Origin of the sequence: Heyndrickxia faecalis, from assembly GCF_040267745.1 — a bacterium.
In the GTDB taxonomy this organism is placed as follows: domain Bacteria; phylum Bacillota; class Bacilli; order Bacillales; family Bacillaceae_C; genus Weizmannia; species Weizmannia faecalis.
The window spans coordinates 283,534-307,004 of record NZ_CP158453.1; the positions used below are offsets into that span (position 1 = coordinate 283,534).

Annotated in this window: 21 protein-coding genes; 13 read left to right on the top strand and 8 right to left on the bottom strand. The window is 47.1% G+C overall.

Annotation, left to right across the window (positions count from 1 at the left end; translation table 11 throughout):
• Positions 1-11 precede the first annotated feature (11 nt).
• The 8 genes from murA (at position 12) to fabZ (ending at position 7,810) form a co-directional block, all read left to right on the top strand.
• Complete coding sequence (murA, locus tag ABR335_RS01340; RefSeq protein ID WP_014096771.1) at positions 12-1,325, top strand: UDP-N-acetylglucosamine 1-carboxyvinyltransferase; 1,314 nt, start codon at positions 12-14, stop codon at positions 1,323-1,325.
• Between the two features lie 396 nt (positions 1,326-1,721).
• The gene (spoIID, locus tag ABR335_RS01345) at positions 1,722-2,732 is read left to right on the top strand and encodes a stage II sporulation protein D (RefSeq protein ID WP_017550311.1); all 1,011 of its coding nucleotides are present in this window, start codon (positions 1,722-1,724) and stop codon (positions 2,730-2,732) included.
• An 82-nt stretch (positions 2,733-2,814) separates the two neighbouring features.
• Positions 2,815-3,585, top strand: a complete 771-nt coding sequence (locus tag ABR335_RS01350) for a M23 family metallopeptidase (RefSeq protein ID WP_014096773.1) — start codon at positions 2,815-2,817, stop codon at positions 3,583-3,585.
• Between the two features lie 329 nt (positions 3,586-3,914).
• On the top strand, positions 3,915-4,181 hold the full coding sequence (spoIIID, locus tag ABR335_RS01355; protein ID WP_014096774.1) for a sporulation transcriptional regulator SpoIIID: 267 nt from the start codon (positions 3,915-3,917) through the stop codon (positions 4,179-4,181).
• Between the two features lie 389 nt (positions 4,182-4,570).
• Positions 4,571-5,572 (top strand): rod shape-determining protein, encoded by a 1,002-nt coding sequence (locus ABR335_RS01360; protein WP_014096775.1) that lies wholly within the window; start codon positions 4,571-4,573, stop codon positions 5,570-5,572.
• 38 nt (positions 5,573-5,610) lie between these two features.
• Positions 5,611-6,399: a flagellar hook-basal body protein gene (locus ABR335_RS01365; RefSeq protein ID WP_014096776.1), complete on the top strand. Its 789-nt coding sequence runs from the start codon at positions 5,611-5,613 to the stop codon at positions 6,397-6,399.
• A 27-nt stretch (positions 6,400-6,426) separates the two neighbouring features.
• Positions 6,427-7,257, top strand: a complete 831-nt coding sequence (locus tag ABR335_RS01370) for a flagellar hook-basal body protein (RefSeq protein ID WP_014096777.1) — start codon at positions 6,427-6,429, stop codon at positions 7,255-7,257.
• 127 nt (positions 7,258-7,384) lie between these two features.
• On the top strand, positions 7,385-7,810 hold the full coding sequence (gene fabZ, locus ABR335_RS01375) for a 3-hydroxyacyl-ACP dehydratase FabZ (protein WP_014096778.1): 426 nt from the start codon (positions 7,385-7,387) through the stop codon (positions 7,808-7,810).
• A 184-nt stretch (positions 7,811-7,994) separates the two neighbouring features.
• On the opposite strand, the gene ABR335_RS01380 is transcribed toward fabZ, so the two are convergent.
• Both ABR335_RS01380 and ABR335_RS01385 read right to left on the bottom strand, forming a co-directional pair.
• A complete protein-coding gene (locus ABR335_RS01380) occupies positions 7,995-8,159 on the bottom strand; it encodes a hypothetical protein (protein ID WP_013860712.1) in 165 nt (54 codons plus the stop codon).
• A gap of 6 nt (positions 8,160-8,165) precedes the next feature.
• Positions 8,166-8,525 (bottom strand): single-stranded DNA-binding protein, encoded by a 360-nt coding sequence (locus tag ABR335_RS01385; protein WP_014096779.1) that lies wholly within the window; start codon positions 8,523-8,525, stop codon positions 8,166-8,168.
• Positions 8,526-8,831: 306 nt separating this feature from the next.
• Here ABR335_RS01385 and ABR335_RS01390 point away from each other — a divergent pair, with 306 nt between their 5' ends.
• Complete coding sequence (locus tag ABR335_RS01390) at positions 8,832-9,254, top strand: YwpF-like family protein (RefSeq protein ID WP_014096780.1); 423 nt, start codon at positions 8,832-8,834, stop codon at positions 9,252-9,254.
• Positions 9,255-9,269: 15 nt separating this feature from the next.
• Here the strand turns inward: ABR335_RS01390 and ABR335_RS01395 are convergent, their stop codons facing one another.
• From ABR335_RS01395 to ABR335_RS01405, 3 genes are all read right to left on the bottom strand, one after another.
• Positions 9,270-12,071, bottom strand: coding sequence for a DEAD/DEAH box helicase (locus ABR335_RS01395; RefSeq protein ID WP_017550307.1), 2,802 nt, complete (start codon positions 12,069-12,071; stop codon positions 9,270-9,272).
• Positions 12,055-13,650 (bottom strand): hypothetical protein, encoded by a 1,596-nt coding sequence (locus ABR335_RS01400; RefSeq protein ID WP_061577333.1) that lies wholly within the window; start codon positions 13,648-13,650, stop codon positions 12,055-12,057. The genes ABR335_RS01395 and ABR335_RS01400 overlap by 17 nt, the downstream gene beginning before the upstream one ends.
• Before the next feature lie 425 nt (positions 13,651-14,075).
• Entirely contained in the window at positions 14,076-15,491 is a 1,416-nt protein-coding gene (locus ABR335_RS01405; protein ID WP_350346420.1) for an ISLre2 family transposase, read from the bottom strand.
• A gap of 336 nt (positions 15,492-15,827) precedes the next feature.
• On the opposite strand from ABR335_RS01405, the gene ABR335_RS01410 reads away from it, so the two are divergent.
• Positions 15,828-15,971 (top strand): Lmo0850 family protein, encoded by a 144-nt coding sequence (locus ABR335_RS01410; RefSeq protein ID WP_013860706.1) that lies wholly within the window; start codon positions 15,828-15,830, stop codon positions 15,969-15,971.
• A gap of 97 nt (positions 15,972-16,068) precedes the next feature.
• On the opposite strand, the gene ABR335_RS01415 is transcribed toward ABR335_RS01410, so the two are convergent.
• The 3 genes from ABR335_RS01415 to ABR335_RS01425 all read right to left on the bottom strand — a co-directional run bounded on the left by ABR335_RS01415 (position 16,069) and on the right by ABR335_RS01425 (position 19,437).
• Positions 16,069-17,451, bottom strand: a complete 1,383-nt coding sequence (locus tag ABR335_RS01415) for a hemolysin family protein (protein WP_014096785.1) — start codon at positions 17,449-17,451, stop codon at positions 16,069-16,071.
• 82 nt (positions 17,452-17,533) lie between these two features.
• A complete protein-coding gene (locus tag ABR335_RS01420) occupies positions 17,534-17,962 on the bottom strand; it encodes a MerR family transcriptional regulator (RefSeq protein ID WP_017551150.1) in 429 nt (142 codons plus the stop codon).
• 161 nt (positions 17,963-18,123) lie between these two features.
• Complete coding sequence (locus ABR335_RS01425; RefSeq protein WP_014096787.1) at positions 18,124-19,437, bottom strand: hemolysin family protein; 1,314 nt, start codon at positions 19,435-19,437, stop codon at positions 18,124-18,126.
• Positions 19,438-19,870: 433 nt separating this feature from the next.
• Here ABR335_RS01425 and ABR335_RS01430 point away from each other — a divergent pair, with 433 nt between their 5' ends.
• The 3 genes from ABR335_RS01430 (at position 19,871) to ABR335_RS01440 (ending at position 23,389) form a co-directional block, all read left to right on the top strand.
• Positions 19,871-20,644, top strand: a complete 774-nt coding sequence (locus tag ABR335_RS01430; protein ID WP_350346421.1) for a hypothetical protein — start codon at positions 19,871-19,873, stop codon at positions 20,642-20,644.
• A gap of 241 nt (positions 20,645-20,885) precedes the next feature.
• Positions 20,886-21,953 (top strand): D-alanine--D-alanine ligase, encoded by a 1,068-nt coding sequence (locus ABR335_RS01435; protein ID WP_041819515.1) that lies wholly within the window; start codon positions 20,886-20,888, stop codon positions 21,951-21,953.
• A gap of 59 nt (positions 21,954-22,012) precedes the next feature.
• A complete protein-coding gene (locus tag ABR335_RS01440; protein ID WP_350346422.1) occupies positions 22,013-23,389 on the top strand; it encodes a UDP-N-acetylmuramoyl-tripeptide--D-alanyl-D-alanine ligase in 1,377 nt (458 codons plus the stop codon).
• The last annotated feature ends 82 nt before the right edge of the window (positions 23,390-23,471 follow it).

A 23,471-nucleotide genomic window follows, 5' to 3' on the forward strand; every position in this document is an offset into this window, starting at 1 on the left:
GGGGAATACTCTTGGAAAAGATCATCGTCCGCGGCGGAAACAGGCTTCAGGGCGCCGTTCAAGTGGAAGGCGCAAAGAATGCCGTATTGCCTGTGATCGCTGCATCGTTATTGGCAAGTGAAGGAAAAAGCATCATACGTGATGTACCACAACTCTCCGATGTATTTACAATCAGTGAAGTGCTGCGCCACCTGAATGCTGAAGTTACGTTTCTGGAGAATGAAATCACTGTAGATGCATCAAGGGAGTTATCAATTGAAACGCCTTTTGAATATGTACGCAAAATGAGGGCATCTTTTTTAGTGCTGGGGCCGTTACTGGCAAGAACCGGGAAAGCAAGGGTCGCATTACCGGGAGGCTGCGCCATCGGATCCCGCCCTATTGACTTGCACTTAAAAGGATTTGAAGCAATGGGCGCCAAAGTAGATGTGGGAAACGGCTTTATTGAAGCGTCGGTATCCGGCCGCTTGCATGGCGCGAAAATATATATGGATTTTCCAAGCGTCGGCGCAACCCAGAATATTATGATGGCCGCATCGCTGGCTGACGGACAAACGGTCATTGAAAACTGTGCAAAAGAACCTGAAATTGTGGATCTTGCCAATTTCCTGAATGAAATGGGCGCGAATGTAAAAGGTGCCGGCACGGGAACCATCAAGATCGAAGGTGTGGAGAAGCTGCATGCTGCTGATCATACCATCATACCGGACAGAATTGAAGCAGGGACATTTATGGTTGCTGCTGCGATTACAAAGGGAAATGTGTTGGTAAAAGGTGCGGTACCTGAGCATATTTCTTCCTTAATTGCAAAACTGGAGGAAATGGGTGTAACCATCATTGAAGAAGAGAACGGCGTCCGGGTTATCGGCCCGGAAACATTAAAGGCAGTAGACATCAAGACAATGCCTTATCCGGGATTTCCGACCGATATGCAGTCGCAAATGATGGCGCTCCTTTTGTGTGCTGAAGGCACGAGCGTGATTACGGAAACGGTATTTGAAAACCGATTCATGCATGTGGAAGAATTCCGGCGCATGAATGCGGATTTAAAAATAGAAGGGCGTTCGGTTATTGTGAACGGGCCGTGCAATTTGCAGGGGGCTGAAGTTGCCGCAACAGACCTGCGGGCAGCCGCCGCTTTAATTATTGCCGGGCTGGCGGCAAAAGGCATCACCCGGGTGACCGAATTAAAACATCTGGATCGCGGCTATTTGAACTTTCATTTAAAACTGGCTGCACTTGGGGCCAACATTGAAAGGGTCGACGATGAAGCGGAAGTTGCGCCGGCAAAACAAGATCAGTTGCTTGCTGACGCCAATCTCTAGTTTGTATAAAAACCTCTGTACATATTCCCCATGTGCAGGGTTTTTTTTTTCGCCATTTTTCTGCCGCTGTTCCCATTATGGACAAAACGGGCCGGTTTCAAACGTATAGGTCCTGATTTTTCATATAGTTGTTGAACAGTTTATGCTGAAACGCCGGCCAGTGCGTTCTCTCCTGCCCCAAGCGTGCGCCCCGCAACTTTTCCGATGTGCATCTCTCCTCCTTTGCCCATAAGCGCGCCGGACGGTTCGGTGGCTTTTTTTTCAGTGCCGGCAAATGCTTGCCCCGTGCTTGTCCCCCACAACGTTCTAGCATGCATTTTTAATCATAAATGCTTGTCCCGTCCCATAAATTGGAGTATAGGCTTTTCACCACTTCGACCATATGGAGGCGTCAGCATGAAACCAATCAAACCTGTTGTAGTCGCAGCGATCCTCGTACTCGCCTTTTCCTTCCTTATTCCGGCCCTCGTCGTCCTTCCGTTCCACAACGACAAGGTGAGCGGAAAATTGCATGAAAAAAAACCGGCAAAGGAGGAGAAAAAAGCGGCATCCGTCCAGGTATCCGTATACAGAAGCATGGAGAAAAAGGTTGACCGCGTGCCAATGGAAGACTATGTTGCAGGCGTGGTCGCAGCTGAAATGCCTGCAACGTTTAAACTTGAGGCATTAAAAGCCCAGGCACTGACTGCCCGCACTTTCATCGTCAACCGGATGTTAAATGGCGGAAACAGGGATTTGCCGGATAATGCCAATGTGACAGATACGGTCAACGACCAGGTATATTTGAGCCGGGATGAACTGAAAAACGTTTGGGGGAAAGCGTATCAGGAAAAAATGGAGAAAATCAACAAAGCGGTCGCTGCAACAGAAGGCGAAATTATCACTTACCATAACAAGCCGATCGATGCAGCGTTTTTCTCAACCAGCAACGGTTACACAGAAAATGCCGGCGATTACTGGTCCAATGCCGTTCCATATTTAAAAAGCGTGAAAAGCCCGTGGGATCAAACCTCGCCAAAATTCAAGAAAGTCACATCCATCCCTGTCACGGCGTTTGAACAAAAACTCGGGGTCCGGATGCAAGCGAATGATACGGGAACCGTCTTATCCAGGACAGAAGGAAAAAGAGTGGCGAAAATCAAAATTGCCGGCAAAGTTTTCACCGGCAGGCAGGTGAGGGAAAAGCTGGGGCTGCCTTCTTCAGATTTTACATGGGAAAGAAAAGGAAATGAAATTGAAATTACAACGAAAGGATACGGGCACGGCGTCGGCATGAGCCAGTACGGGGCAAACGGCATGGCACAGGAAGGGAAAGATTATAAAGCGATTGTGGCGTATTATTATCAAGGCGTCACGGTTCAGCCATTCAGCCAAATTGCCGGAGCCGGCGCCCTAGCAAAAAAATAACCCCTTTCGAGACAAAAATTTTTTAAACTTGATGTATAAACAAATGAAGAAATGTTCAGAATGGTTGCTGAGGTGATGATAAATGAGAGAGGAAGAAAAGAAACGGCCTTCTCAACCAAAGAACATAAAAAATTTCTTCAAAAAACGCTGGGTCTATCCGGCAATCTATTTAGTAAGCGCGGTGCTGTTGATTACAGGGATTATTTGGTATCAGTCGCTTGGAACCCATTCGGCAAAAGAAAAATTTAAAAACGATGTATCCATCAGCCAGAAAGGATCCGGCAATGAAGCAATCGAAGTAAACAAAGCGGTAGAAAACTTCAGAATGCCGGTACAAAAACCTGAACTGGCCACGATTGAGAAGAAGTTTTACGATGCGAATGCTTCCGTCAAGGACCAGGAAGCCGCACTTGTTGTATACGGCAACACGTACCAGCCGAACCAGGGAGTCGACATTACGATGAAAAATGGCAAAACATTTGACGTTGTCGCTGCAATGGGCGGCACTGTTACAAAAGTGCAGGAAGACGCTGTTTTGGGCAATGTCATTGAAGTCGAACATGACAAAGGTGTGACGACCGAATACCAATCGGTAAAAGACATTGCGGTGAAAGAAGGCGATACGGTTAAGCAAGGACAAACGATCGCAAAAGCCGGCCGGAGCGAGCTGAACAAAGCAGCCGGGACGCATCTTCATTTTGAAATCCGCAAAGATGATGTAGCGGTCAATCCGGAAGGCTACTTCAATAAAACGGTCAGCGACGTCAAAACGCCGGAAGTTTCATCTGATAGCAGCCAGTCTAAGCAAAGCCAGTCTTCTGAAAAAACATCAACCAGCCAGAAAAGTCATTAAAACACAGCCCGCGCTGTAAACAGGACAGAAAACCTCTGTCCTTTTTTTATGTTTTCCGCCTGCTTCCCGTAAAAAAAGCAGTTTCTTGCATAAAATGGTACACAAGCTAATAAACTGTTACAAACTTGACAAAAAAGCGAGAGTGTTTGAGGTGAGGAATCGTTAATGACGGGAACATCTTCGCTACAGACTTGATTATATTCTGCACCATCAGAAAGGCTTCACTTTCTGCCGCAAGCATGAACAGCCTGCGGGACCCAGTACAAAATTGAATCCAGCGAGTCTCATTTCACACGCCTCACATCCAATTTTTGGGGAGGGCGAGTAGTGTGCACGATTACATCAAAGAGAGGACTATCAAGATTGGGAAGTATATCGTGGAGACGAGGAAAACAGTTCGCGTAATTGCGAAAGAGTTTGGCGTATCCAAAAGTACTGTCCATAAAGATTTGACGGAAAGGCTGCCGGAAATCAATCCGGAACTGGCAAATGAGGTAAAGGATATCCTCGATTACCATAAATCTGTCCGCCATTTGCGCGGAGGGGAAGCAACGAAGCAAAAATATAAAAAAGAAGAGTATCCAGTCACAGAATAACAGCAAAACCGTTAGCAGCGCTTTCCGGCTCATGAGGGCTCCATGATCCCTGAAAGAAGCAATCGAATTGCGCGGTTGCTTCTTTTTACGGACCGGATCGGTTTGGGGAACGATTCCGGTGACAGTGCGCAGCTGCTTCCATCCGGTAAACAGCTGTCGCAAAATTAAAAAGGACACCCATGCGGAAGCCGCTTTTTTGAAAGACCGGCCCCTGTAAAATCCCCTCCGTTTACCCCGCTTGAAAAATACCCGAAAATAAAATTTGACAAATGATCCCGAAACCCGGCAAAAATATGCTAAAATAAATAATCAGGGATAACAGACAATGATAGACTTCGAATAGATAAATCGTCCTAAAAAAGTTTGAAAAATGAGGAAGGAGCACATACATGTTTGCAAAGGATATCGGAATTGATTTGGGTACCGCGAATGTACTGATCCACGTAAAAGGCCAGGGAATTGTGCTGAATGAGCCATCTGTTGTGGCGATTGAGAAAACAGCCAATAAAGTGCTCGCAGTCGGGGAGGAAGCGCGCCGCATGGTAGGCAGGACACCAGGCAATATAGTCGCCATCCGCCCGTTGAAAGACGGTGTCATTGCCGATTTTGACGTAACAGAAACGATGCTGCGGTATTTTATTAACAAGCTGAATGTAAAGGGATTCTTATCGAAACCGCGCATTTTGATTTGCTGCCCGACAAATATTACGAGCGTGGAGCAGAAAGCGATCCGCGAGGCAGCAGAAAAAAGCGGCGGGAAAAATGTTTACCTGGAAGAAGAACCGAAAGTGGCGGCCATCGGTGCAGGCATGGACATTTTCCAGCCGAGCGGGAACATGGTGGTTGATATCGGCGGCGGCACGACGGATATTGCGGTACTATCGATGGGGGACATCGTGACAAGCTCGTCCATCAAAATGGCCGGTGACAAATTTGACAATGAAATTCTGCAGTATATAAAACGGGAGTACAAACTGCTGATCGGCGAACGGACGGCGGAGAATATCAAGATGAATATCGGCACGGTATTTCCGGGCGCCCGCAATGAAGAAATGGACATCCGGGGCAGGGATATGGTTTCCGGCTTGCCGCGGACGATTACGATTAAATCTGCTGAAATTGAAAAAGCGCTGCGTGAATCCGTATCCATCATTGTCCACGCCACGAAAAACGTTTTGGAGAAAACGCCTCCTGAACTGTCAGCCGACATCATTGATCGTGGTGTCATTTTAACAGGCGGTGGGGCCCTTTTGCACGGTATTGACCAATTGCTTGCCGAAGAAATTAAAGTACCGGTCCTTGTTGCCGAAAATCCGATGAGTTCTGTAGCGATCGGAACAGGCGTCATGCTTGAAAATATCGATAAAATTTCAAAAAGAAAACTCGTTTAATCAAACGTTTGATGAATGCTCCAGCGAGGTGAATGGCAATGTTACGGGGTTTGTATACAGCGGCTTCCGGGATGATCGCCCAGCAGCGGAAAACGGATTTGCTCGCCAATAATTTATCCAACGCAGATACGCCGGGATATAAAACGGACCAGTCATCGATCCGCTCTTTCCCGAAAATGCTGCTCAGTTATATGGATAAAAACGGGACAACAGGCGAAGTGGTGAAATCGGTCGGGTCACTTGCGACCGGTGTTTACATGCAGGAAACACTGCCGCTTTTTAAACAGGGCGACCTTGAAGAAACAGGCAACCGGACCGATTTGGCCATATTCGATCAAGCTTCACCGGAGGGGAGCCTGTTCTTCCGCATCGATGATGGCAACGGCCATGAAGTCTATACGCGGAACGGGAATTTCACGGTAAACCCGGAAGGCTATTTAACGACCGCTTCCGGCCATTATGTGCTGGATGAAAACGGGGGCCGGATTCGGACAGGGGGAACCGATTTTTCCGTCGATGCGGCTGGCGCGGTAACGGAGAACGGGCGCTATGCAGGTACGATCGGCCTTGCTTACGCCCAAAATCCGGCACAGCTTGAGAAAACAGGCGACGGTTTATATACGCTCGCGAATAACGGTGCGCTGCCGGCTGCAGGCCAAAACGGCTTTCAAATCAAGCAGGGCTTCCTGGAATCTTCCAATGTCGATGAGACAAAAACAATGACAGATATGATGAGTGCTTACCGCTCTTTTGAAGCCAATCAAAAAGTACTGCAGGCTTATGATGCAAGCCTCGGCAAAGCCGTAAACGACGTAGGAAAAGTATAACGGAGAATGGTAGGGTGAAATAGCGCCATGAATCAATCCATGCTGACAGCAACGAACACGCTCAGGCAGTTGCAGGACAAAATCGATACCATCAGCCATAATGTTGCCAATGTGGATACAAACGGCTATAAAAGCAAACAGGCGAGCTTTACCGATCTGCTCGTCCAGCAAATCAACAACCAGCCGGATACATCCAAAGAAACAGGCAGAAAAACGCCGTACGGCATCCGGACCGGCACGGGGGCAAAACTGGCACAAGCGGTCATTTCCCCATCGCAGGGGGCACTTGAACATACCGGACGCGCCCTTGATATGGCCTTTACAAAAGAAAACCAGTATTTAAAAGTGCTTGCCCGGGCAAATGGTAGTGATGAAGTGGCATTTACGCGCAATGGCGCATTGGAAGTGTCCCCGCTCGGAAACAATAGAAGTGTGCTCACTGATGCGAACGGGAACCCTGTCCTGGATGAGCATAACGCGATGATTACATTTCGGGGCAATGTAGCAGATTACGCGATCAGGCCAAACGGGACCTTGCAGGTGGCATACAGTGATGGCACGCGGGAAAGCTTTAACCTCGGCGTTGTCCAAATGCGCAATCCGCAAGTGCTGGAACAGGTCGGGAACAACTTGCTGAGACTGCCGCAAAACGTTAATGCGGCAAATGTGTACACAGATTTGACAGGTGCAACCCGCAGCCAGATTTCTATGCAGCAGGGCGTGCTTGAAAAATCGAATGTCGACCTTTCCACTGAAATAACGGAGCTAACGAAAACAGAACGGTTGTATCAGTTCCAGTCAAAGACGATTACATTGTCCGACCAGATGATGGGCCTTGTAAATAACATCCGTTCCTGATGATTCGTTTTTTACGGAAAACAGCTGTCTTGCACTTTAAGGCGGATCCCGGGGAAGGCAGCTGTTTGGATCCTGCCCCCGCCTTGTTCGCTCCCGGATTGAAACTGAAAATGGAGGATTTTTGCCAATGTTGGATTTGCAACAAATTAAAGACATTCTCCCGCATCGTTATCCTTTTTTATTGATTGATCGTATTCTTGAAGTGGAAGAAGGAAAACGTGCGGTTGGAATCAAAAATGTATCTGGAAATGAACCCTTTTTTGCCGGCCACTTCCCGTCCTATCCGGTCATGCCGGGTGTATTGATTGTGGAGGCGCTCGCACAAGTGGGCGCTGTCGCCATGTTAAAAAAGGAAGAAAACCGCGGGAAACTTGCGCTTTTTGCAGGGATTGACAAATGCCGGTTTAAACGCCAGGTGAAACCGGGAGACCAGCTTCATCTCGAAGTGGAAATCATCCGCTTGAAAGGGCCGGTCGGAAAAGGCAAAGCGGTTGCCACCGTCGACGGGGAGCTTGCCTGTGAAGCGGAAATCATGTTTGCGCTTGAAAAATAAAGACGGGGCACCAGGCCGCTTTTTCCCGAAAAAAAATCAGCCGGATGTCCAGCTGACAAAAAAGAAAAGGGGATAAGAAGAGGATCGGTATTGATAACAAACACATTCTCTCTGATGGGGCAAAATAGGAGAAACATTTAGGAACTGGTAAATGGAAAAAAGTTAGGAAAGGAAAACTCTTACGTTACTTCAGGTGTGGCACGAGTGCGGGCATTTTGCGGCTCTCTTCCTCTATCCGTTTTACTTCCTGCATCAAAAGTGCAAGCTGCCGGTTCAGCATGCCCTGCTTGACGATCATATCCGCTAAGACCCGCTCAAGTGCATCCAACCGTTTTGCTGCATCTTCCATTGCATGCTACCCTCCCTGACCGGTTTTTTGCAGCGGCTTGTTTTCCGGCCGTTTGCTTAAAAATTGGACTGTGTCGGCAATGACTTCGGTGACATAAACCCTTTTTCCTTCTTTATTATCATAATGGCGGGTCTGAATCCGACCGGTAATGCCGAGCATGGAACCTTTTGCGCAATATTTGCTTGTGTTTTCTGCGATTTTATTCCAAAGGGTACATTGGACAAAATCGGTTAACGTTTCGCCAAATTGGTTCCGGTAATGGCGGTTTAAGGCAAGCGTAACATTTAACACCGGTTTTCCATCTGCCGTGTAGTGAAGATCCGGATCTTTTGTAAGCCTTCCAACTAATGTGACCTGGTTAATCAACTGTGCCACCCCCTTCCTGCATTTATCTTACCGGCTTTCCATTTTCGTGTAAAATCGTCATTTTTCAAAAATCGCCCCCTTTTTTCGGGCAAAAATCAATTTTTCACGCGTGATTTTTACAAATTTCGGCGACAAAAAAGGGATATGGTATAATTTAAAATTTTTTTCGTATGGAGATGGGCATTGTCGGCCGGCAAAAACATGGCAGTCACCGGTCTTTTGAGACGAGGGGAGAAACTTGGCGTGATCGGTGATCGTAGGTTGGATGTATGTTATAATTTTTACAAACGAATAGGGAGGAAAGGGATGAAAACATTTAAGATCCTGTCACTTACCATTTTGAATGACGGCGAACGGGTGTCGATTCCGTTGATTGACGGGTTGATTCTGAACAAGGAAGACGGAAGGGGCACCTGGCTGATTGAAGCGTACACGGAGCGCAAGTATTTGCCGTTTTTTGCGGAAAGAGAAAAGCAGCAGACGGAGCTTGATACCGAAGTCGTGATCACTTACGAGAACAATGATCCGGCACCGCTTTCGACCCGGGTTAGGGGAATAAGAGAATTTGACGGGACGATCAGCGTTCTGCTCGAAGGGAAAATGCGCTCGAGACGGATCGCGTATGCGGAAAAACTGCTCGAGGAGCTGGTCCGCGAAGGGTATGAAGGCGAGCAATTAATTGAGGCATTTAAAGAAAGATTAAACGGAAAAGGCCGCTCTGCGTCATAAAACAGAGCGGCTTTTTTAACTTTGCAGCAAAACCAAATGTTTCAATTCGTCATCGGACAGCTCAGTTACCCAGTTGTCACTTTGGATAATTTCGTCGTTCAGTGCCTGTTTTTTTTCAAGCATGGCGTCAATCTTTTCTTCAAGTGTGCCGGTCGCAATCAATTTATGGACATGGACAAACCGCTGCTGTCCGATGCGATGCGCCCTGTCTGTTGCCTGGTTTTCAACAGCCGGGTTCCACCAGCGGTCATAATGAATGACATGATTGGCCGCTGTTAAGTTCAAGCCCGTTCCCCCGGCTTTTAAGCTCAGGAGAAAAACAGGGAACGCCTTGTTTTGAAAATCACGGATCAACTGGTCGCGTTTTGCTTTCGGCATGCTTCCGTTTAAAAACGGAACGTCAAGACCGAACAGCTCCTTCATCATTTGCCGAATCATCTGGCCCATCCCGATATACTGGGTGAAAATCAGGCATGATTCTCCCGTATTCAAAATGGCTTCTGTCAGCGTGGCCAGTTTTTCCAATTTAAATGACCGTTCCAAAAGGTGCGCCGGTTTTTCTTCTTTCAGAAACAGGGCAGGATGGTTGCACAGCTGCTTCAGCCGGTTCAGCATCTGCAAAATCAGCGCTCTTCTGCCAAGCCCGCTCAGCTGGTCGATCCCCTTAAAAGCATTTTGCACCGTTTCTTCATACAGAGCCGCCTGCTCCGCCGTCAGCGGGCAATATTCTTTTTGCTCCAGCTTTTCGGGCAGATTCAGTTCCACATCCGGATCTTTTTTCGTCCGGCGTAGCAAAAACGGCTGAATGAGGCGCTTAAGCTCGCGGATTTTTTCTTTCGATCCATCCTTTTCGATCGGGGCGATGAACCGTTTTTGGAACTGCCTGAACGTGCCCAAATAGCCTTTATTGGTAAAATCAAAGATCGCCCACAGTTCTGAGAGCCGGTTTTCCATCGGGGTGCCGGTCAAAGCAATATAGTGCCTGCCCTTTAGTTTCCGGATCGCCCGCGACTGTTTCGTCTCCGCATTTTTAATGTTTTGCGCTTCATCAAGGGCGATCGTGCTCCATTCCACAGCTGACAATGCCTCGAAATCAAGGTTGGCAATCCCGTAGCTCGTCAGTACAACATCGGCATGTTGATAGTAATCCCCCAGTTTTTCTTTTTCCCGGTTCGGTCCGTAATGGAGGGCGACATTTAAGCTGTTTCCAAATTTTTCGATTTCCCGCTGCCAGTTGCCGAGGACAGATGTCGGACAGATGATAAGCGCCGGTTTTTCCGGCTGTTTCGTATATTTCACATGGAGAAGGTAAGCGATCAGCTGCACGGTTTTCCCAAGCCCCATATCGTCTGCCAGTACGGCGCCAAACCCGCAATCACGCAAAAAGGCAAGCCAGTTTAAGCCGAGCTGCTGGTACGGCCGCAAATCGCCCTGAAATCCGGGCGGGATCGGGACGGATGGCATTTCGGTCAGATTGGAAAGCTTTCGGATAAACTTTTTTAATGACTGGTTCAGTTCAATTTGAATCCGGGCGAGCGCCTGCACATCCTCTGTTTCTTCTTCATCCGTTTCCTCTTCGGATTCGGAAGTTTGTGCGAGCAGATCCTGAAGATGGAGCCCCTCTTTTTTGGCTTTTTCCATAAGCGCCTGCAGCGATCGAATCATCTTCGGATCAAGTGTGATCCACTCGTCTCCCGCTTTCACAAAGCGGCGCCCCTTGTTGATCAGATTTTGGAACGCTTCTTCGCTCATTTCTGCCCCATTTAAGGAAATCCGCCAGTCAAATTCGAGCACCGTATTAAGATTAAAAAAAGACCGGTAGCTTGTGTTTTTTTTCAGTTTAGCTTTCAGCCGCATATTGGCGTTTTTAACGGATGACCACCAGGACGGCAGCATAATTTCGACACCGAGCGGGAGAAGCTTTTCGCTGGCGTGAACGAAGAATGCCCATGCTTGGTTTTCTTCGAGTTCATTGCGCAGCTGCCCGTTTTCATCATGAAGCCAAGGGAACAATTTTCCCCATCTTGCCTGTTCGAGCCGGATCTCTTCTTCAAATGGCTGCCATTTTTTATACAGCTTTTGCCGAGGGTAGACGAGCAGCCGTTCCGGTTTATCACGGTCGCGCAACACGGTCTCAAGCTTCCAGTACCCCCCATCCGTGTCAGGTTCAAAAAGGCGGATCCCAATTGTAAAGGGGAGGGACGCTTCGCCCGCCCATAGTTGAAAGCGTCGCTTGTCAAAATAGGAGGTGAGTTCCTGGTTTGTAAAGCCTGATTTTTTCAGCTCCATGAATTGCCGCTTCAATTGCGGCCGGCTGGCGATAAAAGAACGGGCCGCTTCTCCGTACCATTCGGAGAGCACGCGCGACAAAGGTTTTTCATCCAGCTCCCGGTCCCAAAATGACGGGTTGAACTCGTGGATGACGGTATCAGGCAGCTCTATCGCCCATGCTTCTTCTTCCGGAAGTGCAGCCGCTGTCGCAAGCCAGCCGCCGCTTAAAACGGCATCAAGCAGCACGGGAGCCACAGCAAGATAAATTTGCCCGCGTTCATCCCAATCCCATCGCAACATCGAACTGAAACCTTCTTTTCCGAGCAGGGACAAAAGCGTAAAGCTGTCGGCCAAAATCCCGCTGCGGTTTCCGAAACGCGTGTACGGTATGAAGGCGCCATAAAAACTTTCTTCATGCCACATCAACAAAGACGGCGCCCAGTAGGAAGGATCGGCTTCGTTTCCGGCCCGGTCTTCGGCATATAAGAAATAACGCCCGCCCGGATCCGGTTGTATATTGATTTTTACATCATATTCCATCTGCATCGGTCAAATTTCCCCTCCTGCATTCTTCCTGAAAAGCGCGCATCCGTTTTGTCCGTTCCTTGATTTCGTCAAAGAATGCGTACCACCTTTCCTCTTCATGGCGTTTCCGGTAAATGGCTTTTAATTTTTTCAAATAGCGGACGGCTTTTTGATAGGACTTCCGGTTTTTTTCCCCGATACAGATGCCGACCGCCCGGTGGTAAAGAGGGAGGAGGACTTCAGGTGCTTGCTTTGCAACCCGTTCGAGTTTTTCTTTTGCCATATCCTCGGGTGTATTGCCGATCAGTGTCTGGAGTTCCGCCCACTCCCTGTATCTTGCGGATAAAAATAAAATATCCCCGTATTTCGGGGCGCTGACAGGCAAAAAGGCGCGGTACAGTTTTTCCAGTAATTTCAGCTGCTGGGCGGAGAGCGCCTGTTCATTGATGGAGCGGAAAAACATTCGCATATAGGCAGCCTTGTCATAGTCATCCCCGCATGTTTCCAAAAGGCGCGGGATCATCGGTAAGGCAGCGGAGATATAGCGGAACAGTCTCTCGTCCGCTTTCAGTTCCAAGAACCAGTACGGCATATATACGGCTGTATTGACGCCGCTTTGAGCCAGCTGCCTGAGAAAAAACAGCGCGGTGTCGTCATTCCCGAGCAAAAAGGCGAGATGGATGAAGCAGAGCACCTTCGTGGAGGAGAGATTTTCACCGGCATCAATGCTGTTTAAAATTTCCTTCCTTAAACGCGCCTCTTCCTCTTTCCGCCAATTTTCTTTCTTTAGCAGGCGCGACCAGAGGATTCGGTAAAAATCAACGGTTTCAAGTTCGTAGAGGGATACACTTTCTGCCAGCTCACGGGTGTTTTCGCGGAAATAAGCGATAAACGGATCAAAAACAAACGGGAGCGCTGCGGACGACAGCTGGTTTGCCGCTTCTTCCGCTTCGCCGGACAAAAATTGCATGAGAGCCGTGGACGAAAAAAAGTCATTTTTCAAACAAATCGTGTTAATGTACTTAAACAATTCATAGGCAGCAGTCAGTTTGTAAAGCGGCTCCCATTCCCGTTCGACAGGCAAAAAAAGGGTAAGCCGGCGGTATACTTCCCTTGCCGAGAGATCGAGAAGAAATTCATCATTCACATTGATCTCTTCAAAAGCGGTATGGAAATCGTCCAGCCACATGCTGATGTTTTGCCCGGATGTTTCCGCCTTTTTCTCCAGCAAATCGCTTGCCCGTTTCACGGATTGCAGAATGTCCCCGTCCGTACTGCGTCGCTTCCACTCCCGGACCCAGTCAAACACACTGTTTTCTTCACTATAGGCAGAGAAAAACAAAGCCATCAGGTGGCGGCAAAAACCGTCATGGTGGCAGGAACAATCAAAAAACAACGGGTCAAAAAGATCCAGCCCGCAATCCACCGGTGTCACATCCTGGACTTTCCCGCGCAAAAACCGTCCCGAAATCCGTTTGTCATGGACGAGATGCTGGCGGTACAACAGCAGCCCTTTTTGCACCAGTTTCTGGTGGGAATCGCGCTCCGGCTGCAAATGGTTCTGAAGTTTTTTGGCATAATCATTTAGTAAGGCGGCCATAGGACGACACACTTCCTTAGTAAAATATGTAAACAAAAAGCAGGTAGCTGCTTCGATTGTGACAGATGATAATTCAACTATTTAGCATAATACACATTTCCGTTGATGTCCAGTGCGGAAAGGAGACAGTATGTGTCAAGTTTTTCTCGACAAGGTTTAAATATCGGGTATTCCTAGACACTCTTTTTGTACACTTTCGGCTACCGTGCTTTACTTGCTCGGTGTAATTTTCGGAAAAGATGTAGTATTTTCGTATAAAGATGGATAACGGGGATGTTGAGGCGCGCGAAATTCACTCGCTTTCCGCGGGCGGCCGGCGAGCCTCCTCGCTCGTACCTCGCTGCGGGGTCTCTCCTGGCTCGCTTTTCCCGCAGGAGTCTCGTAAATTTCGCGCGCCTCAACGATCAGTCCCCACTGAGCCAGGCTTAAAACGAAAGCTCTAATATTTTGCTTAAATGTCCCATTGCCGATGAACTGCTTGAATGCAGGGCAACTGATCCGTGCTTTACGCCCACTGACGGGCGTACAGGCTGCTTGAGTAGTTGAGACATCCTGATGGATTGTTTCAAGTTCCGTTGCTTTCTCTCGCTTCTTGAACGGTGTTTCAGATAGGCTTCTCTCAATGTCCCATTGAGTATGCCTTGTTTGATTTTCACCATGGCTTCTGCGCCAAGTTCACTCCAATGCATGCCCCTTTTTTTCATCCTGAAGGAGATATGCCTTTGATTCGATTCCATCGCTCCTAGGCCTCTCGCACCTTCCGGCACGTTTTTCACCCTGTCTCTCCAGTCAAAAATGCGGTCCCAGTTTTTCAAGATATACGAACGGAATTCCTTGATTTTCTTGAGGGCCTTTTTATCCGTCAAGGTGCTTTCGTGCGTATCCAAATATAACGTGATTTGGTCCAGGTCATGCGTTCTAATCGCTTTTCTAATTTGCTCCTTGATCTCGCTCTTTCCGCCCCCAAATGTCCTTATGATGGCTTGTGCAACGTGGTAGGTATCCAGCTGGTTGAGCACCGGAAATTCCGACTGTGAGAATGCTGTTTGAAACCGTTCAGCTGTGTATCCCACACCTCCATCACTGTTTGTAATGACATGCGTTTTTTCGAGGGAGTAGGTGTTGGCAGCTGTGGCTTGGACTTCATCCCAAAATGTCTGGATGGCTTCCGTTGTCATGATGACTGTGGGCTGACGCAGGGAGACCCTTTTACCATTGGTTTCCCAACCTTCATAGAGAATGGCATGGCGGACTTCCATACCCTGTTTCTTTTCCAGTCCCCGGATGAATACGCCATCTGCTTCGGAAAACAGGTAGTCTACCTTCTTCCCCTCAGGCAGGGAAACAGCTGTTTCTAGCTCTTCTACAAGTGCCTTATCGGCTTCCGCCTGAGTTTTCCCTACGTGTTTTACCATGTTCCCTACAGTTGTGTGACTAAGACTCACTGCTGTCCACTCTTTTAAAATATCAGCTACTTCCCGATAGGTGTTCTCACTTGCCAACTCTGCCACCTTTAATTCCACTAACGGGCTGTATCGTTGGTGTGGTACCAGCCCTAACCATTCATCCAGAGGATAATGGGAATTTCCTCTCTTGTCATGCATTAATGAGCGTTTAAAGGTCACACTTCCAAATAGAAACTGAATGTTTCTGTTATCACTCCGGCAGTACACCCAGCCCTCCTCTAACTTCTCCTGTTTAATTATTTTATCTAACTCTTCAAATATTTCCCCAACCCATTGTGTAAAAGCCTTCTGCATCAGAAGTTTAAGCTGTTCTTCAAATTCGATAAGACTCTTTGTATCCTTTAATAATCCAGCAATTATTGATATAATATCCATGGGAAGACCTCTCTCTAGATGTTCATTTGAAGTGTACAATTAGATGATAGAGCGTCTTCCCATTTTTTTTCACTCATCTGCCCCGTCGAGTAAAATTTTACACATACAAGGAGACAGCTGCAACCGGTCTATTTGTTCTTCTCGCAGACTTATGAAAGGAAATCAAACAATTTTGATGAAAACCCTTATATTTTTTTAATTTTTTTGCTATATTAAGAGTAAGACAAGAAAATTTTCATAAAACTTTAAGAAATGCCGTGTAAAATCCTATATAGATGGGAATACATATACAGATAAGGAAACAGTACGGAAATCCATGATAGATGAGGTGGTCGTATGAAAAAAAACCATGATCATTTAATAAAGATGATATCGGCCTTTTCGGAAATGGGAATTAAAACCTCTTTTACGAAATCCCGGCTGGAATTGTTCGAAGTGCTGGAAGGGAGAAAGTTGCAACCGGTTTACAAAAAACATTAATTCCTGTTTTGCGGAGCGGAAAAACGCGGGCGACCAAGCGATCGTCCGCGTTTTTTTGGTTTTGGCTTGCACCGAGGCAGGTTTTTGCTGCCTTCCATTACTCAAAAGCTTTTAACATTTCAGGATGTCCGGATTCATTTTGAAGCATGGACACGGGTTCCTGTTTTGCAGTTTGAACCGCCGGCCGTGCCGCTTTCTTTTTCACCTCGATATAGCGGATATGCATATCTTCCATTTCACTGATCGTAAAGGTGTAATCCCCGAATTCAACCGTGTCGCCCTGCTTCGCCTCGATCTTTTTGGTTAAAATCCAGCCGCCGAGGGTATCAATGTCTTCATCGGAAATTTGTGTGCCGAGCAGGTCATTCACTTCACTGATCAGTACTTTCGAGTCGATAATAAAGTGACCGTCCTTGACTTTCCGGATCAGCGGCACCTCATCCATGTCAAATTCGTCACGGATTTCACCGACGATTTCCTCCAAAATATCCTCGACCGTCACAATGCCGCTCGTGCCGCCGTATTCATCAAGCAAGACGGCCATGTGAATGCGCTCTTTTTGCATCATGACGAGCAGCTCATTAATCGGAATCGTGTCGATCACGCGGATAATCGGCCGGACATACGCTTCCAGTGACGAAGGGGGAGCCTGTTTTTTCAGTACATCGGTTAAGACTTCCTTTAAATTGATGATCCCGATAATATGGTCCTTATCTCCGTCAATGACAGGGTAGCGGGTAAACCGTTCTTCCTGCACGAGGTCCATGAACGTCCGGAGGGAATCACCTTTGGAAAGGGAGACAATCTCGGTTCTTGGCACCATAATTTCTTTCGCAATCCGGTTATCAAACTCAAAAATTTTATTTACATATTTAAACTCTGATTGATTGATTTCACCATTTTTATAGCTTTCAGACAGGATAAACCGCAATTCCTCTTCCGTATGGGCGACGTCATGCCGGGATGCGGATTCCATCCCAACCATTTTTGTAATCAGGCCGGCAGAACTGTTCAATAGCCAAATAAACGGGTACATCAGCCTGTGGAACAAAATTAACGGCTTTGCTGCAAGAAACGTAATGGTTTCCGCTTTTTGAATCGCAACTGTTTTTGGTGCAAGTTCTCCTGCCACAACATGCACAAAGGTAATGACAGCAAAGGCAAGGATGACGGAGAAAACGGCGCCAAAAGACTCCGGAAGATGCAACAGCCCGAACACGGGGGCGAGAAGATGCGATACGGTTTCTTCTCCGATCCATCCGATCAGAAGCGAAATGATGGTGATGCCCAATTGGCAGGTCGATAAATACTCATCAAGATTTGTGATGATGTTTTTTACCGAAATCGCTTTTTTGTTTCCTTCTTCGATGAGTTGGTCAATCCGGGAACTTCTAATCTTTACGATTGCAAACTCTGAAGCTACAAAAAAAGCGGAAAGTGCGATTAATATAAAAATCAGCACCAATTTAAATATGTCCAAATAAGTTTCCCTGCTCCGAATAGAGACGGGGCAGGAGTCACCTCCTGTATTTTTACAAAATTGAATGATTCTATTCCCGATTTTAGTGCCAAACCACTTCCCTGTTTAAAATGGAGGAAAGGGACTGGACGAGTGCCAGGCTGTCTCCCGATAATTGATTGCGCAATGTTTCTTTTTGCGCTTCCGGCAGTTTTTCCAGATTCGGTGTTATATCCTTCAGTTCCGTATTGAGCTGTTTTAGCTGTTCGGAGAAGAGGTTCAATTGCTGGATTAAGGCATGTGCATTCAATATGCCGTTCCTTCTGCATTCCAGTTTGGCCCGGATCGCCTTCAGCGGAAGATGCATTTTTTTGCATTCTTCTATAAACTGCAGTTCGTTTACGGCGTTTTCGTCATAAATCCGGTAATTTGCACCGGTACGTTGTGGTTTTAACAGCCCGAGCCGGGTGTAGTAATCAATGGTCCGTTTTGAAACATTGGCAATGGATGCTAATTCCCCGATGCGGTACAAAGCCCCATTGGAATCACCCCAATCTCTGAAAAAGCACACTTATATTACGACTATTATAAAACATAAATACCATACAGTCAAACGTATCGGTTAGAAATAAAATGTAATTAGGAAAATTCAATTTATTCAAAAGCAGGAAAAACCAGGTTGCGCAGCCCCCGTTAGGAGGAAGCTGCTTCCTGTTTTTTTGATACTTCCACATACAGGACGTGCGAACCTTCCATATCTTTTACTTTAAAGTCATACGATTGGAACGGCACGGAATCGCCCTTTTTTAAATCGTATTTCTGTGTCAACAGCCATCCGCCGATCGTATCCACATCATCATCGGGAATTTCGATCGCAAGGAGGTCATTTACATCTTCAATCAGCACTTTGGCGTCCAAAATATAATGCGCATCCCCGATCTTTTGGATAAGCGGGATTTCATCCGTATCAAACTCGTCCCGGATTTCACCAACGATTTCCTCTAAAATGTCCTCGACTGTAATAATGCCGGCAGTCCCGCCATATTCATCCAGTAAAACGGCCATATGGGTGTTGTCCTTTTGCATGCGAGCAAGAACACCCTGAATCGGTACCGTTTCAATGACATGGATAATCGGATTAATATACGGTTCAATCGTCGCATCATCCCTGAGATCCGGGTTTGAAACACAATCCGTCAGCACTTCTTTCATGTTGAGCACGCCGATGACATTGTCCTTGTCCCCGTCTGTAACCGGGTAGCGTGTATATTTTTCAGATTGTGCCAGCCGGATGAGATCGGCAATCCGGTCACTCTTGTCGACCGTGACTACTTCTGTGCGGGGAACCATAATTTCTTTTGCGATCCGGTTATCGAATTCAAATATATTGTTGACATATTTATATTCGGACTGGTTAATTTCACCGCTTTTTAAGCTTTCCGACAGGATAATCCGCAGTTCTTCCTCCGAATGGGTGATTTCATTGTCCGATTGCATGTCGTAACCGAGCGCTTTTGTCACAAGCCGCGAAGACTTGTTCAGCGTCCACGTAAAGGGATACATGATTTTGTTGATGAAAATCAGCGGTTTGGCGACGAGCAGCACAATATTTTCTGCTGTCTGGATAGCAATATTTTTCGGTGCAAGCTCCCCAACCACGACGCTGAAAAAGGTGATGATGAGAAAAGAAAGAATAAAGGTCACCACGTGGATGAGTGTACCGGGAACATGGAGTTTGATTAAAAGCGGATTAAAAATCACCCTTAATGTCGGCTCGCCCAGCCACCCAAGAACAAGAGAAATCACGGTGATGCCCAGCTGTGTTGTCGACAGATAGCTGTCCAGGCTGGAGATTACTTTTTTGGCGGAAGCGGCTTTTTTGTTGCCTTCCGCAATGAGCTGGTCAATTCTCGATGTTCGCACCCTTACGAGAGAAAATTCCGAGGCGACAAAAAACGCATTGGCCCCGATTAATAAGACAATAATAAGCAATTTGATCGTCAGCATGGTTTGTCCTGCCAAGAGATGCAAAAACGAATCGTTTTACATGGCCCCTGATTCGGCAAGACATGCACCTCCTTAAGAGACTCTTCCTGTATACTGTTCCCGAAAAACAGGAGAAAAAACGGGGCTTGCCCGGGAACAAGAAAGTAATTCGTCGTTTTCTGTATATTCCTATCCATATTTTGAATCATTTCAATCAGAACTGCAAGCACAAGGCGCATCTTCTCCCGGTAAAAATGATCATACTGGTTTAGGGGGTATATGGTTTTGCATTTAGTGGAAATACATTATAATCATCAGTGAGGATAAAGGATGCACGATTTTCAGATAGGAATGAAATAAAAATCCAATTTTTTTGCCAAATTTGTTAAAATAAAATTATGAGAACTGGCAGGTTTTAGTCCATAACATGTTCTGCACAATCGGGGGTAATCGTTTGAAAAACCATGGTGGCAACAGGGAGCTCATATATGTTCACGCGAATGAAGTGAATCACTATGTTTTATTGCACGGCATCTGTTTTTATGAATTTTACCATGCTTTTCCCAATTTGACGAATCTCCTTCTTCTCCGTCATCAATTTGAGGCGGGCACTGTAAATTTACATACGCTGTTTGAATATGCGGATGAAGAAACAATCGGGCGGCTGCTGGAAGAAGACATATACAGCTACGGGGATTTTTGCTGGGTTGATTTTGAGGATGAGGAAGGGCTCGATCTGCTGGAGGGGTATGAAATTGCGGAATTGCTGTATCTGAGCCATATGAAACATCATTTGCGGAGGCCTTTTTACCGGAAATTAAATAACCGTTTCGTCTATTTATCGCAGGATGACGGCTACTACAGCAAAATTTATTTCCGTTCTTTCCGTGATTTTTATGCGATGCTTGGCTGTGTAGTTGCCGAGCGGATCAACAGGATCAAAGGAGAGAAGCCGTTTCTGTTCGGGCGGAAAAAGCGGAAAGCGCTGCCTGCTATCCCGGTGGAGGTGCTGTTGCCTCTTTTGGATAAAATGAAGGAAGGGATGGTCATTTCAATGGAATATGCCGTGCAGACCCGGGTGCAAATTGAAATCCCGTTTTGGACGATCGGCGATTTTCATGATATGGATGAAATGCACGAAGAATATGCCGTCATCTCCGGCACGCCAATCGATGGAAAAATGGTCTATGACCGCAGGATGCAGGAATGGAAAATTTTAATCCATTAGACGCCCATGTGCGGTGAACGCTGTACCAGCGCAGCAGATGGATGAAAAGCAGCTGGCGCAATGTTTCAGGATAGAAAAGCGGGGAAGCCACCCCGCTTTTCATTATACACGTGTTACACAAATGCCTGTTTTGACATACAATAGGGAAGAAACTGAACAAATCAAAATGGCAAATTTGGCGCACACCGGGTGTGTAAAATGTTAAAATAGGAATATCCTGTTCGTATGATGGAGGATGACAATGAAAAAGAAAATCTGTTTGCTTTACGGCGGAAAATCCGCTGAGCATGAAGTATCCCTGCAAACCGCCAAAGCTGTAATACAGGCCTTGGATCACGAAAAATACGATATTTACCCTATCTTCATTACAACGGAAGGGGACTGGATAAAAGGGCCGCTTTTAACCGGGCCTGTTGAAACCGTGAAACAGCTTGAATTCCATGACGGAAAGAAAATGGCCCCCAATGCGCTTTCAACCACTGTATCGGACGAAAAGGGCGGCTATGACATCATTTTTCCGCTGTTGCACGGGCCGAACGGGGAGGACGGCACCGTACAGGGCATGCTTGAACTGTTAAATCTGCCGTATGTTGGAAATGGCGTGCTTGCCTCTTCAGCCGGAATGGATAAAGTGATTATGAAAAACCTGTTTGCGCAAGCCGGGCTCGACCAGGTGAAATATGTTTCTTTTATCCGCAGCGAATGGGAAAAAGCGCCCGAAACCTGTTTTCAACAAGTGGAAGAAAAGACCGGTTACCCTTGTTTCGTCAAGCCGGCGAATCTCGGTTCAAGTGTCGGGATCAGTAAGTGTAAAGACCGCACAGAACTGGAAGCCGCATTTAAGGAAGCTTTTCAATACGACCGGAAAATCATTGTTGAAGAAGGCGTCACGGCAAGGGAAATTGAACTTGGCGTGATCGGGAATGACGATCCGCAATGTTCCGTTGCCGGCGAAATTGTCGCGAAAAAAGATTTTTACGATTATAAAGCGAAATACGAAGATGGGGATACGGCGTTAATCATTCCGGCCGAAATTTCCGAAACGGTATATAAAAAGCTAACCGAAGCTGCGATTACGGCATTTAAAGCACTCGACTGCTCGGGGCTGGTGCGCGCTGACTTTTTTGTGACAGAAGACGAACGGGTGATCATCAATGAAATCAATACGATGCCCGGATTTACGCCGTTCAGCATGTTTCCGCTTCTGTGGAAAGAGGCGGGGCTGGATTACCCGCAGCTGATCGAAAAGCTGATTGAACTTGCCCTGGAGCGGCATGCTGAAAAACAGCGGATTAAATATACTTTGTAACGAATTTGGAACCATTGACAATGGTTCCCGTTCTGTTTTCAAGGAGGAAAAGAGCGAAAATGATCAGACGGACGATCCGGGAAATGACCGGAATGATCCATGTGGAAAACGGGGAAGAACTGCAGCGCAACGAAACGCTTGTACAAGGTGTATGCATTGATTCGCGCAAAATCGAAAAAGGTAATCTGTATGTGCCGCTTACAGGCAGACATGCGGACGGCCATCAATTTGTGGAGGACGCATTTCGCAGAGGCGCAGCTGCATCCCTCTGGCAAAAAGATGTGCCGAATCCGCCGGCGCACGTGCCGCTTCTTATCGTGGAAGATACAGAGAAAAGCCTGCAGGAACTGGCAAAAAGCTACCGGAATGCCTTGCGGGCAAAAATCGTCGGCATTACCGGCAGCAACGGGAAAACGACGACAAAAGATATGGTCGCCTCCGTCCTTTCCGAAAAATTTAAAGTGCAAAAAACAGAAGGCAATTTTAACAACCACCAGGGCGTTCCGTTAACGCTCCTGTCCCTTGATGAAAACACGGAAATCGCCGTGGTGGAAATGGGCATGAGTGCAAAAGGGGAAATTTCTTTTCTAACATCGATTGCCCGCCCGGATGTGGCCATTATTACAAATATTGGCGAGGCGCATATTCAAAATCTCGGTTCCCGTGAAGCGATTGCCGATGCAAAACTCGAAATTACAGAAGGCCTTCCGGAAAACGGGCTGCTGATCTATATGGGGGACGAACCGCTTTTGCAGGAACGGGTGCCAAACATTACCGGCATCCGGACAAAGACGTTCGGCAAAGGGCACGGAAATGATCTTTATCCGGTGGGATGGAGACAAGAGACAAACGGCAGCGCGTTCCGGACAAATGCTTCGGGGGATATCGGTTTTCATCTGCCTGTCCTTGGCGAATACAATGTTATCAATTCGCTTGCCGCCATTCTTGCCGGCCGCGAGTTTGGCATGCCGTTTGAGGAAATCCGCGCAGGGCTTGGGAAAACGAGGCTGAGCGCAATGCGGATGGAAATGGCAGATGGCATCAACGGCTCAAAAATCATCAACGATGCATATAATGCAAGCCCGACGTCGATGCGTGCGGCCATCCGGCTTGTGGAGCAGTTTGAAGGAACGGGCCGGAAAATCCTCGTGCTCGGGGATATGCTTGAACTGGGCGAAAAGGAAGCGGCGTTTCACAGGGAGGTTGGCCGCAGCTTGAACCCTGAAAAAATTGATTTTGTTTTTACATATGGCAAGTTGGGCCGTCTGATCGCGGATGCTTGCGATTTTCCGGACAACCGTGTGTTTGCATTTGAGGACAAGAAGCGGTTGATCGATATGTTGAAAGGAAAAATCGGAGCCGGCGATTTGATTCTGGTCAAAGCCTCAAGAGGCATGCAGCTAGAAGAAGTGGTAAAGGCCATTACAGTTTCATAAAGGAAACAGCAAAGAGCCCCTCATACGCAGTATGGAGGCTCTTTGCATAAAAAGGCCATCGGGCAAAAACCGCACGCAAAAA

Coding starts and splice junctions, on each gene's coding strand:
- fabZ (WP_014096778.1), top strand. CDS start 7,385: ATGTTGGATTTGCAACAAATTAAAGACATTCTCCCGCATCGTTATCCT.
- ABR335_RS01410 (WP_013860706.1), top strand. CDS start 15,828: ATGAAAAAAAACCATGATCATTTAATAAAGATGATATCGGCCTTTTCG.
- ABR335_RS01365 (WP_014096776.1), top strand. CDS start 5,611: ATGTTACGGGGTTTGTATACAGCGGCTTCCGGGATGATCGCCCAGCAG.
- ABR335_RS01440 (WP_350346422.1), top strand. CDS start 22,013: ATGATCAGACGGACGATCCGGGAAATGACCGGAATGATCCATGTGGAA.
- ABR335_RS01390 (WP_014096780.1), top strand. CDS start 8,832: ATGAAAACATTTAAGATCCTGTCACTTACCATTTTGAATGACGGCGAA.
- ABR335_RS01370 (WP_014096777.1), top strand. CDS start 6,427: ATGAATCAATCCATGCTGACAGCAACGAACACGCTCAGGCAGTTGCAG.
- ABR335_RS01405 (WP_350346420.1), bottom strand. CDS start 15,491: ATGGATATTATATCAATAATTGCTGGATTATTAAAGGATACAAAGAGT.
- ABR335_RS01350 (WP_014096773.1), top strand. CDS start 2,815: ATGAGAGAGGAAGAAAAGAAACGGCCTTCTCAACCAAAGAACATAAAA.
- ABR335_RS01360 (WP_014096775.1), top strand. CDS start 4,571: ATGTTTGCAAAGGATATCGGAATTGATTTGGGTACCGCGAATGTACTG.
- spoIID (WP_017550311.1), top strand. CDS start 1,722: ATGAAACCAATCAAACCTGTTGTAGTCGCAGCGATCCTCGTACTCGCC.
- ABR335_RS01400 (WP_061577333.1), bottom strand. CDS start 13,650: ATGGCCGCCTTACTAAATGATTATGCCAAAAAACTTCAGAACCATTTG.
- ABR335_RS01425 (WP_014096787.1), bottom strand. CDS start 19,437: ATGCTGACGATCAAATTGCTTATTATTGTCTTATTAATCGGGGCCAAT.
- ABR335_RS01380 (WP_013860712.1), bottom strand. CDS start 8,159: ATGGAAGATGCAGCAAAACGGTTGGATGCACTTGAGCGGGTCTTAGCG.
- ABR335_RS01395 (WP_017550307.1), bottom strand. CDS start 12,071: ATGCAGATGGAATATGATGTAAAAATCAATATACAACCGGATCCGGGC.
- ABR335_RS01435 (WP_041819515.1), top strand. CDS start 20,886: ATGAAAAAGAAAATCTGTTTGCTTTACGGCGGAAAATCCGCTGAGCAT.